The organism is Bradyrhizobium sp. UFLA05-89, from assembly GCF_059803475.1.
In genome coordinates this window covers 1-10,817 of sequence record NZ_JBANBA010000181.1, presented here as the reverse complement: position 1 = coordinate 10,817, position 10,817 = coordinate 1, and the positions used below count along the sequence as shown (strand labels likewise).

Here is a 10,817-nt window from a genome sequence, read left to right as displayed (position 1 = left end):
ACACCGATGTCATCCCAGCCTTGGACTTCTGCTGGTGATCATGCACCTTGGACGGATCACAGAGGAAGGCACGGCAGAAGCCATTTAGGCCAGGCAACAGAATGACTATACGAAGTTGCTGCTTGCCACGATACCGATACTCTTGAGCGGTACCATTTTCGTTGCGCCGCGCCTTGAGAGCTGTATCTGGCAATGAATGATATCTGCGTCGAGCTTGAACCCTCGGCGTAGGCGCGGCGTTGCGATCAATCAGACGAGCCGGACGCAGGGTGACCGGTAGATGCATCCCATTTGTCGAATTCGCGAACCAGCTTGATCAATTGCGTGAGCAGCATCGACGCGTCATTCTTGCGATAACTCATGATGATCGGCGAAATCATCTTCGGCTCATCGAGGTCGATAAAGCATACGTCGTCGCGCCCGAAGCGCCTCACGGAGGCAGGCACGATGCAGACGCCGCCACCAGAGGCGACAAGACCGAGCGCGGTCTGCAACTCCTTCGCCTCCATCGCGACCCTCGGCTCAATACCTGCATCGCGGTAGAATGAAAGAACCTGATCGGCGTAGCTTGGCCGCGGCGACTTGGGATAGACGATGAGCGGTTCGTCAGCGGTTGCGCGCAGTCGTAACCTCCCCTTCTTGGCCGCCAATTTGTGCCGGCGTGGTACCACAAGGCAGACGCGTTCTTCACGGATGACGCTACGGACGATCGCCTCATCGTCGAATCTCAGTCGGCCGAAACCTACATCGATACGACCGTCCTTCAATGCTGCGACCTGCTCGAGCGTCGTCATCTCCAGAAGATTGACCTCTGCGCCGGGCAGGATGATGCGGAAGCGGCGGATCAGTTCCGGAAGAGCGTCGTAGAGGGTGGATGCGACAAAGCCGATGTTGAACTGCAATACCGTGCCTTTGGCGATCCGCTTGGTCATCGCACGCATCTCGTCAATGCGCTGCAGGATCTGACGTCCCTGTTCGAACAGATATCGTCCGGGCTCTGTCAACGTAAGCGGTCGGCCACGATCGAGCAGGCGCACGCCCAATTCGTCCTCGAGCTGCTGCACTTGGCGGCTCAACGGTGGTTGCGCGATGTGGAGTTTCTCAGCGGCGCGACTGAAGGAGCCCTCCGCTGCCACGGTGGTGAAGTAGCGCAGGTGACGGAGTTCCATGGGAGCAGCCCTCCAATCGCGTCCATACCTCTCGAGTATTGAAATAGACACAATCAATCCTTCGCTTCAAGCTGATCCGGGCAAACCCTCCCGCTCGCGGAAACGAGGCGCGTCATTCCCGGCGCCACAATGAGCAGGGGGAATTCGGTGTGCACCATACCCCGCAGGTATGAACATAGACTGAGGCGGTCCTGTTTCGATCGGATGTTACGCCCTAGGGTGGTCTCGCTTCATTCACCATCGTAGCGGCGGCAGGCTCGCTGGGATTGCCTCCCATTGCGGTCCTAGCAGCTTCTTCAGTCAGGAGTGCGCCGTGATCGTTTGCAGTTGCAACGTCCTCAGCGAGGTCGAGATTAGATCCGCGATCGCAAGCGTCGCGCCATGCCCGCGGGTCAGTCGCGTTTACGCCTTGCTCGGCTGCACGGCGAAGTGCGGCCACTGCGCCTGCGCCATACTCAAGGAAATCCGAAGCTTCGCGTCTGTGGATCGAGCCGCAATTGGAGCGGCCAACGCCCAGAATCTGTAGATCGGCGTGAGGGTCTGAAAGCCGATTCGGTTCCAAGTACTTAACCGCGAGACTGCGCGCGGTGAATTCGACGCGGCTCGAACTCTGCGAGTCACCTCTGACCTGAAGATAGAAGCACGATCGCGATTGACGACGGCTCCAGGGCCGACAATCAGAACAGTGGTTAACATGTCTCAACGGGCTAACAATCGCTGGTCGGGTCAATCGAGTGCTCGTTGGGACACCTGACCTGGAGAAAGAAAGCGACCGTCAGCCGTTGGCTCCAGCGAGACGGTCGCCTTGTTTTTCGAGAAGGCGGCCGATCGGCGGGGCGATTATCCAAGGTTCCTGGCGGCGGACGACGCACCGATACTCGTCGTTGCGCGTGCGGAAAAGCAGAGCTGACCATTGTCCCATCTGAAGCGTATACCTCATAGGTATAATATTGGACCCAATCGGTCTTTGCCATCGATGCCGCATATATCTAGTTTTCGGCCACGAAATGCGAATTCGAGGACGCGCCGGTGACGAGCAAAGCTGCCCAGGTCGATACCTTTATCGTCGATGTGCCCACGATCAGGCCTCACGTCCTGGCGATGGCCACGATGCGCAGCCAGGCCGTCGTTCTGGTCCGGATCACCTGCTCAGACGGTGTCATCGGGATCGGCGAGGGGACCACGATCGGTGGTCTGAGCTACGGCGAAGAAAGCCCTGAAGGCATCAAGCTCGCAATCGATACCTATATCGCGCCGGTCCTGAAGACCTGTGAAGTGTCCCGCGTCGCCGAGACAATGGCGAAGATCGGTCGCAACGTCGTCGGCAACCATATCGCCAAATGCGCGATCGAGACCGCGCTGCTTGATGCCGCCGGCAAGCGTCTCGGCGTGCCCGTCTCCGAACTGATCGGCGGGGGACGCGTACGCGACCGCCTGGCGGTGGCCTGGACGCTCGCGAGTGGAAATACTGCGCGCGACATCGAGGAAGCCGAGGCCATGCTCGAGGCCAGGCGGCATTCGATCTTCAAGCTGAAGATCGGCAAGCGCAGCGTGGCCGACGATGTCGCTCATGTTGCGGCGATCAAAAAGGCTATCGGAAGCCGCGGCAGCGTCCGCGTCGACGTCAATCAGGGCTGGGACGAGGCACAGGCCGATGCCGGCATGAAGATGCTGGAAGACGCCGGCTGCGACCTGGTCGAGCAGCCGGTCGCCCGCGACGCGATCGCCATCATGTCGCGCCTGTCCGCACGGCACGGAATCCCCCTGATGGCCGACGAAGCGCTGCACGGTCCCCGCGACGCGTTCCGTATTGCCGCCAGCGCCGCCGCCCGCGTCTTCGCCGTGAAGATCGCCCAGTCAGGCGGGCTACATGCCGGCCGCGACGTCGCAGCCATCGCCGATGCTTCGGGGATCGGTCTCTACGGTGGCACGATGCTCGAGGCCGGTGTTGGCACCGCAGCCTCTGCCCATCTCTTCGCGACGTTCCCTAAGCTCGCCTGGGGCACCGAACTGTTCGGTCCGCTGCTGCTCACGGAGGAGATTTTGGCCGAGCCGCTCGACTACGCCGATTTCTCGCTGGGCGTGCCGACAGGCCCCGGTCTCGGCGTGACGCTCGACGAGGACAAGATTGCCCGGTTTCGCCGTGATCGCACCGCGCCGACATTGCACGTCGTCGCGTCAAAGGGAGCGTGATGCATGCTCACCATGGTCGAGATGAACGTCCGTATCCCGCTGGACTTCGACCGGCAGGAAGCCGACCGCCTCAAGGCGCGCGAGAAGGAGCGGTTTCAGGAGCTGCAGCGCGCTGGCAAGTGGCGTCACATCTGGCGCGTCGTCGGCCACTACGCGAACGTCAGCATCTTCGATGTCGAAAGCAACGCGGAGCTTCACGACATCCTGACGAGCCTGCCGCTTTATACCTTCATGGAGATGAAGGTGACACCGCTCTGTAGACATCCATCTTCAATCCACGACGACGAGCGCTGAAACATTACGAACGACGAACGTCCGCATGCCGGACCTAAAACCAAGGGAGAGACGACATGGATACGAGCTTCGTGAAGACTGCGAACGTCCAGGCATTGCTCGACAGGGCTGCGGGCTTCAATCAGCCGAGCGGGGATTCCCGTCTGAAGGCAATCGTCCGCGACATCGTCGAGGCCAGTGCGAAGATCATCGTCCGGCACGACATCAGCGAGGACGAATTCTGGGGCGCCATCAACTTCCTGCAGAAGGGCGCGCCGGAGTTCGGGTTGCTGGTGCCCGGCACGGGACTTGAGCACTTCCTGGATCTGTTCATGGATGCAAAGGACGCGGAGGCTGGCCGCACGGGCGGCACGCCGCGTACCATCGAGGGACCGCTTTACGTGGCGGGTGCGCCGCTCGAGGAGGGCGATGTCAATCTGACGAAAGATCCGGACGCGACCGGCAGCCTCTACATGAGAGGCCGCGTCACTGGCCCGGACGGTGAGCCGGTCAAGGATGCGATCCTGCACGTCTGGCATGCCAACTCACAGGGCTGGTATTCGCATTTCGATCCGACCCGTGAACAGACGCCGTTCAACAATCGCGCACGCATCAAGCTCGGCGCCGACGGAAAATACTCGTTCCACTCGAAGATGCCGAACGGCTATTCCGTGCCGCCCGGCGGCGCCACCGACACGCTGATGAAGGCGATCGGTCGTCACGGTCATCGCCCGGCGCACGTCCACTTCTTCATCGAAGCGCCCGGTTACCGGAAGCTGACGACGCAGATCAACTTCGGCGACGACCCGCATGCCGCCGACGACTTCGCCTTCGCCACACGCGATGGTCTGCTGCCGGTCCCGCAGCGTCAGGGCGACAGCGCCTACATCAATTTCGACTTCCAGCTCCAGCGCGCCGCTGACGGTGCCGACGAGCACTTTTCCAGCCGACAGCGCGCCGAGGCGGCTTGAGTCTCGCCAGCGACCCGACGCGGCAACGAATGGGAAGAGGAGAGGAAACGATGACGACACTGTTGGAGCGCATCGACGGCGCGGTGGTCGAAGACAAGACGAGCGGGCTGTTCCGGTGCCGCCGCGACATCTTCACCGATGTCGAGATGTACGAGCTCGAGATGCGGCACATCTTCGAAGGCAACTGGGTGTTCCTGGCGCATGAGAGCCAGATCCCCGAGAACAACGACTATTTCAGTGCCTGGATCGGCCGCAAGCCGATCATGATCACCCGCGACAAGGCAGGTGAACTGCATGCGATGATCAACGCCTGCGCCCATCGCGGTGCGATGCTCTGCCGGCGAAAGCACGGCAATAAGGGCAGCTTCACCTGCCCATTCCACGGTTGGACCTTCAGCAATTCAGGCAAGCTCCTCAAGGTTAAGGACGGCAAGACCGGCGACTACCCGGCCTCGTTCAACACCCACGGCTCGCACGACCTGGCTAAGGTTCCGCGCTTCGAGAGTTATCGCGGCTTCCTGTTCGGCAGCCTCAATCCGGACGTCGTTTCCCTCGAGGAGCATCTCGGCGGCGCGAAAGCCGTGATCGACCAGATCGCCGACGGGGCGCCCAACGGCATCGAGGTGCTGCGCGGCAATTCCTCCTACATCTACGACGGCAATTGGAAGCTCCAGATGGAGAACGGCGCTGACGGATATCACGTCAGCTCCGTGCACTGGAATTACTCGGCGACTATGGGCCATCGCAACTACGAGAACGAGGGCACCAAGACGGTCGACGCCAACGGCTGGTCCAAGAGCGTAGGCGGCGTCTACGGCTTCGAGAACGGACACATCCTGCTCTGGACCAATCTGCTCAATCCCGAAGTCCGGCCCGTCTTCAATCACAAGGACGAGCTCGAAGCGCGTCTCGGCAAAGATCGCGCCGGCTTCATCATCGGCCAGACCCGCAATCTCGGAATCTATCCGAACGTCTACCTCATGGATCAGTTCTCGACGCAGATCCGCGTGGTGCGGCCGATCAGCGTCGACGAGACCGAGGTGACCATCTACTGCTTCGCGCCCAAAGGAGAGGACGCGAAGGAACGCGCGACCCGCATCCGGCAATACGAGGACTTCTTCAACGTCTCCGGCATGGGCACGCCGGACGATTTGGAAGAATTCCGTGCTTGTCAGACCGCCTATGTCGGCGCCGGCGAACTCTGGAATGACCTCAGTCGGGGCGCCGTCCATTGGATCGACGGCCCGGATGAGAACGCCAGGGCGATCGGCCTCGAGCCGCTGCTGAGCGGCGAACGCAGCGAGGACGAAGGCCTGTTCGTGCGCCAGCATGAGTTCTGGGCCAAGTCGCTGCGCCAGGCGATCCTGCGAAATGGCGGCGAAGCGACAGGCGGCGTCGTTGCGTTGCGGGGAGAGGCAGCATGAGCATCGCAACCGCCAGCACGCTCGTGTCCACCGGTAAATTCGATCTCGAACATGTCCGCTCCTTCCTGTTTCGCGAGGCGCGGCTGCTGGACGACCGGCAGTGGGACGAATGGATCAAGCTCTATTCGCCCAAGGCCAGTTTCTGGATGCCGGCGTGGGACGACGACGACCAAGTCGTCGAGGACCCGCAGCAGCATATCTCGCTGATCTACTATCCAAACCGGGAGGGTCTGGAAGACCGCGTCTTCCGCATCAAGACCGAGCGGTCCGGCGCGAGCACGCCGGAGCCGCGTACCAGCCACAATGTCTCGAATGTCGAAATCGTGGCGGAACGCGACGGCGAGCTCGACCTGCGCTTCAACTGGCACACGCTCAGCCACCGCTACAAGAAGACCGACAGCTTCTTCGGTGCCGCTTTCTACACGCTGGATACGCGCGGTGAGGAACCGCGGATCCTGGCCAAGAAGGTCGTGCTCAAGAGCGACTACATCCACCAGGTCATCGACATCTATCACATCTGACGCTGCTCGTTGGGATCGCGGGAGAGTAAGACATGACTTATCGCGTAGCACTCAATTTCGAGGACGGGGCCACCCGTTTCATCGACTGCAACAAGGGCGAGAAGGTCTTGGACGCGGCCTATCGCAATAAGATCAACCTGCCGATGGACTGTTCGGATGGCGTTTGCGGCACCTGCAAATGCCGCTGCGAGCAGGGTGAATACGATCTCGGCGACGAATATCTCGACGACGCGCTGAGCGGAGCCGAGGCCGAGGAGGGACTGGTGCTGACCTGCCAGATGGTGCCGTCCTCGGATTGCGTTATCGCCGTGCCGGTTCCGTCCACGGCCTGCAAAGTAAGGCCCGCTGAACATGGCGCCGAGGTGAGCTCCGTCGAACTCGTCTCGGACAGCACGATCATCCTCAAGCTCAAGCTCGACAGACCGGACGCGTTGGGATACCTGCCTGGCCAGTACGTGAACCTCACGGTGCCCGGGACGAGCGAGCATCGTTCCTACTCGTTCAGTTCGAAGGTGGGGGCGAGTGAAGCGAGCTTCCTGATCCGCAACGTGCCGGGCGGTCTGATGAGCGGCTGGCTCGCGAGCGAGGCCAGGGTCGGTACCAGGATGACGTTTGTCGGTCCGCAAGGAAGCTTCTTCCTGCGAGCGGTCGACCGTCCGGTCGTGATGCTCGCCGGCGGCACGGGCCTCGCGCCGATCCTGTCGATGCTCGAGGTCCTCGCCGACCAAGGCACCGACCAGCCCGTGCATCTGATCTATGGCGTCACCAATGATGGCGATCTGGTCGAGATCGATCGGATCGAAGCGCTGGCCAGGCGGCTGCCGACGCTCACCTGGGCGACCTGCGTCGCCAACCCGGATAGCGCCCATCCGCTGAAGGGATATGTCACGGCGCATCTCGCGGACGAGCATCTCAACGACGGTGACTGCGACGTCTATCTGTGCGGTCCGCCGCCGATGGTGGAGACGGTGCGGGTGTTCTTCACGGAAAAGAGGGTTAGCCCCTCGCATTTCTTCTACGAGAAGTTTTCCGCGACCGAAGCGGTGGCAGCATGATCTTCGAAGGTCGCTTTGCCGGAAAGACGCTGGTCGTGACCGGTGCCGCTCAGGGGATCGGGCGCGCCGTGGCGCTGCGGGCCGCGGCCGAGGGCGGCAACGTCCTGTTCGTCGATCGTGCGGACTTCGTCGATGATGTCGCCTCGGAAGCAGGTGTCGGAGGCCGCGGCTTCGTATGCGATCTCGAAACCCACGAGGGTGCTGAAGCCGCCATGGCCGAGGCCATCAGACATTTCGGCGCAATCGACATCCTCATCAACAACGTCGGCGGCGCAATCCGGATGCGACCATACCATCGGTTCGAGCCGCAGCAGATCGAGGCGGAGATTCGGCGCTCGTTAATGCCCACCTTGTGGTGTTGTCACGCCGTGATTCCGTACCTCACCCGGCGAGGCAGGGGTACGATAGTGAACGTCTCATCGAACGCGACGCGCGGCATTCACCGGGTGCCATACTCGGCTGCAAAGGGAGGAATCAACGCGATCACTCAAAGCCTGGCGATGGAGTACGCATCGGACAACATACGCGTTGTCGCGACGGCTCCCGGCGGCACAGAGGCGCCGCCGAGGCGAGTGCCGCGCAACGCCGAGGGCGACACGGTTGAGGAAAAGGAATGGATGAACGAGGTCGTCAAGCAGGTTAAGAAATCTAGCTTCCTCGGGCGATACGGCTCGGTCGCCGAGCAGGTCGCGCCAATCCTGTTCTTGGCGTCGGATGAAGCAAGTTATGTCACAGGCAATATCTTGCCAGTCGCCGGCGGCGACCTCGGGTAACTCTGCGACGTCGTTCCGCGCGCAAGGTCCACAGTTGGACCCTTAGCGAGGTCGCTGAGCATGCTGGGCCGAACCAAGGAGAAGAAGAGCTGCCCTCGCACCTAAAAACTCGCGGTGCAGCGCGACTACCTCGCACGCACAAGTGACCAGAACAGCCCGGAATACAGGTGCCTGTCTGTGATCTAGTTCACAGCGCGCGCCATGGTCGTGGTGGTGCGGTGCCTACTCGAGCGACGGAGGGCTCGATCATGCCCGCCATTTTCGATTTTCTATACCGTGAGTTTTGCCGTGCGCGCCTTTCTGAGATGCGGAAGCAGCTTTTCCTGATTCAGACCAGCAGCCCTGAAGTCGCACAGGCGAATTGCAGTGTCAGCCCTTCCGACGAGGCTGATGATCGGACTGCCGGCGACGAACATCACGCAGCCGGCGACCGCAGGTCCAGTTGATCGCTCGTCGACCGCACCGTCGTCGAGAGGGTCGCAGGCGCGCCTAGTGACGGTCAGTGATCAAAACAACCGGCGCAGATTCTTGGAGGGATTTGCGATTGCCCTCATCAGAAGCAACGCTCGCGGGCTGGGCCGCCGCGCTTTGTGAGGCCTGTCCAACAGTTGTGGAAGGGGCGGTGGCGGCGACAACGGGATCTTTAGCGCTTGCCTGACGGTTCCAGTCGCATGCGGCCGCCGGATAGGCGGTAAGAGTAACGGCAGCAAAGGTCGTAGCGATCACGATCTTCCTCATGGCCGGGCTCCTCTTTGGGGAAAGGTCATTGTACTACGACGAACGTTGCTCGAACGCATCGGCGTGATCACGAAGCTGCGAGAGCCGTGCAGTCCACGGAGGCACGGGAAGCGCTTTTGCTGCCGGGGCTACCTACCCGGCGGGCGACCTATGAAACGCACAAGCGCTGCCCTCCGTCGCGCAGCGCGGGGCTACCCTGGCAGCCCGCTCCAGAGTCTAGCGGGCCTGGGCCGATAATGTCATGGCCCATCCACTTGCGCTACTTGCTGTTGAGCGTATGCTCGAATTGGAGCCTCAGAGAGCTGCCCCCTAGGGGTCTAAGTCTGAGCTGCGCGGCAGGCGTACGCAATTATATTCAATGGGCAGCCTTAGGGCCTTGCCGAGCACGATCTCGTCGTGCCCGCACACGCTTCGTATTTTAGAGAGATCAGTTGGAAGACCGTTGTAATTCCTGCCCTGCAATGTCCGGTCTCAAATCGGGAGGTTCGACATAGCAACTTATTCATGCACCACCATCGACGATCCGTTCGCCGGCAATCAATCGCCGGATCGTCACGCCTTCACGGTTGCATGGCAGCGACTTCTTCTTTGTGTGACCAGCTTGTGGTGAGTGAAGAGAGATCTAAGCCAAGGAGGGAAAGGAAATGAGGCGACCAATCGTACTATTTGCTGTTGCTTCTGGCCTTGCTGTCCTAGCAGCAGCGCAACTCCTGCCGAAGGCGGCACTGCAGGCCGCTGAGATGCAAATGAAGCCTCCGGTCAATGTTGAAGACATTAAGTGGGGTCCCGTTCCACCGACCATCCCACCCGGCGCGCAGCTCGCCGTCATAGCTGGTGACCCCAGCAAGGAGGGGCTGTTCACGATGCGGCTAAAGATGCCGGCCAACTACAAAGTCCCGGCCCATAACCATCCCACCGACGAGTTCGTGACGGTGATCTCCGGCGACTTCCGTGTCGGTCTCGGCGACAAGCTCGATGTGGACAAGGGGCAGTCCCTTAAGGCTGGAGCCTTTGCCGAAATGCCAGCAGGCATGAACCACTATGCCTGGACGACAGAAGACACCGTGGTACAGATCGCCGGGCCCGGGCCGTTCGCTATCACCTATGCCAATCCGGCCGATGACCCGAGCAAACAGGCCGCGAAATAGCGGATGGGTTGAGAGGCAATCATTATGAAGCTCGAAGGTGGCAAGCGCTTCGCCGTGAACTCGGACTTGCGCCACTCGGCCCGCCGCGGGCGCTCGATCGCCAACGTCTTGCGCGTCTCACGTCCATAGTGATCCGATCGATGTCGACGCCGTCCGGCGTGCGCCTGATCCTCAGCACCGCGGACAGCACAAGGTCGTCATAGGGGCACCACCGGATTACGCGCGGCGACATCGCAATGCGCGAGGAAGGTCTCGAGTGCTTTGTCGCCATCGCAGATCAGCAGTGCCAGCTCGCGAGCTTGCCGGAGGTCGCCGGCGGCAGTCATCATGCGATGACCATACCCGTTCGCGAAGCACTCGCTCGCATGCGGCCCTTGTCGCAGGGTCCTCGTGATCACGGTTCTACCGTGACCGTCCGCTTAATACCCCAAAGCGGCGCTAAAGCGGACACTTGCTGACCGACGCTATGGACCAAAGGACTTGTATGGGGCGATTGGTGTCAAGCGCTTTCGTTATTGGCCATCTCCTTGTTCGGCCGGGCTGCGACATCTC

General features: G+C 61.2%; 13 protein-coding genes. 9 read left to right on the top strand and 4 right to left on the bottom strand.

Translation table 11 applies throughout. The annotated features are described in order from the left end of the window. Positions 1–193 (bottom strand): hypothetical protein (locus tag SO139_RS44010; RefSeq protein ID WP_498541990.1); only part of this gene is annotated, 193 nt, incomplete at its 3' end. A 52-nt stretch (positions 194–245) separates the two neighbouring features. After that, a complete protein-coding gene (locus SO139_RS44005) occupies positions 246–1,169 on the bottom strand; it encodes a LysR family transcriptional regulator (protein ID WP_449379714.1) in 924 nt (307 codons plus the stop codon). A gap of 1,029 nt (positions 1,170–2,198) precedes the next feature. On the opposite strand from SO139_RS44005, the gene SO139_RS44000 reads away from it, so the two are divergent. The 8 genes from SO139_RS44000 (at position 2,199) to SO139_RS43965 (ending at position 8,825) form a co-directional block, all read left to right on the top strand. After that, positions 2,199–3,362 (top strand): muconate/chloromuconate family cycloisomerase, encoded by a 1,164-nt coding sequence (locus SO139_RS44000; RefSeq protein ID WP_474799180.1) that lies wholly within the window; start codon positions 2,199–2,201, stop codon positions 3,360–3,362. A gap of 3 nt (positions 3,363–3,365) precedes the next feature. After that, positions 3,366–3,656 carry a muconolactone Delta-isomerase gene (catC, locus tag SO139_RS43995; protein WP_449379716.1) on the top strand — a complete coding sequence of 97 codons (291 nt, stop codon included), beginning with the start codon at positions 3,366–3,368 and terminating at the stop codon, positions 3,654–3,656. Positions 3,657–3,712: 56 nt separating this feature from the next. After that, complete coding sequence (locus SO139_RS43990) at positions 3,713–4,606, top strand: dioxygenase family protein (protein WP_474799178.1); 894 nt, start codon at positions 3,713–3,715, stop codon at positions 4,604–4,606. A gap of 50 nt (positions 4,607–4,656) precedes the next feature. Next, entirely contained in the window at positions 4,657–6,030 is a 1,374-nt protein-coding gene (locus SO139_RS43985; protein ID WP_474799176.1) for a Rieske 2Fe-2S domain-containing protein, read from the top strand. Continuing rightward, a complete protein-coding gene (gene benB / locus SO139_RS43980) occupies positions 6,027–6,551 on the top strand; it encodes a benzoate 1,2-dioxygenase small subunit (RefSeq protein WP_449379719.1) in 525 nt (174 codons plus the stop codon). Before SO139_RS43985 ends, benB begins: the two co-directional genes overlap by 4 nt. A gap of 32 nt (positions 6,552–6,583) precedes the next feature. Further along, positions 6,584–7,606: a benzoate 1,2-dioxygenase electron transfer component BenC gene (gene benC, locus SO139_RS43975; RefSeq protein WP_474799174.1), complete on the top strand. Its 1,023-nt coding sequence runs from the start codon at positions 6,584–6,586 to the stop codon at positions 7,604–7,606. Next, positions 7,603–8,379 (top strand): benzoate diol dehydrogenase BenD, encoded by a 777-nt coding sequence (gene benD / locus SO139_RS43970; RefSeq protein ID WP_474799172.1) that lies wholly within the window; start codon positions 7,603–7,605, stop codon positions 8,377–8,379. Before benC ends, benD begins: the two co-directional genes overlap by 4 nt. Positions 8,380–8,627: 248 nt before the next feature. After that, a complete protein-coding gene (locus SO139_RS43965) occupies positions 8,628–8,825 on the top strand; it encodes a hypothetical protein (RefSeq protein ID WP_449379722.1) in 198 nt (65 codons plus the stop codon). Between the two features lie 43 nt (positions 8,826–8,868). On the opposite strand, the gene SO139_RS43960 is transcribed toward SO139_RS43965, so the two are convergent. Then, positions 8,869–9,117, bottom strand: a complete 249-nt coding sequence (locus tag SO139_RS43960; protein ID WP_449379723.1) for a hypothetical protein — start codon at positions 9,115–9,117, stop codon at positions 8,869–8,871. A 644-nt stretch (positions 9,118–9,761) separates the two neighbouring features. Between SO139_RS43960 and SO139_RS43955 the strand changes: the two genes are divergently transcribed. Further along, positions 9,762–10,265: a cupin domain-containing protein gene (locus SO139_RS43955; protein WP_449379724.1), complete on the top strand. Its 504-nt coding sequence runs from the start codon at positions 9,762–9,764 to the stop codon at positions 10,263–10,265. A gap of 197 nt (positions 10,266–10,462) precedes the next feature. On the opposite strand, the gene SO139_RS43950 is transcribed toward SO139_RS43955, so the two are convergent. After that, positions 10,463–10,594 (bottom strand): hypothetical protein, encoded by a 132-nt coding sequence (locus tag SO139_RS43950; RefSeq protein ID WP_449379725.1) that lies wholly within the window; start codon positions 10,592–10,594, stop codon positions 10,463–10,465. Positions 10,595–10,817 lie beyond the last annotated feature (223 nt).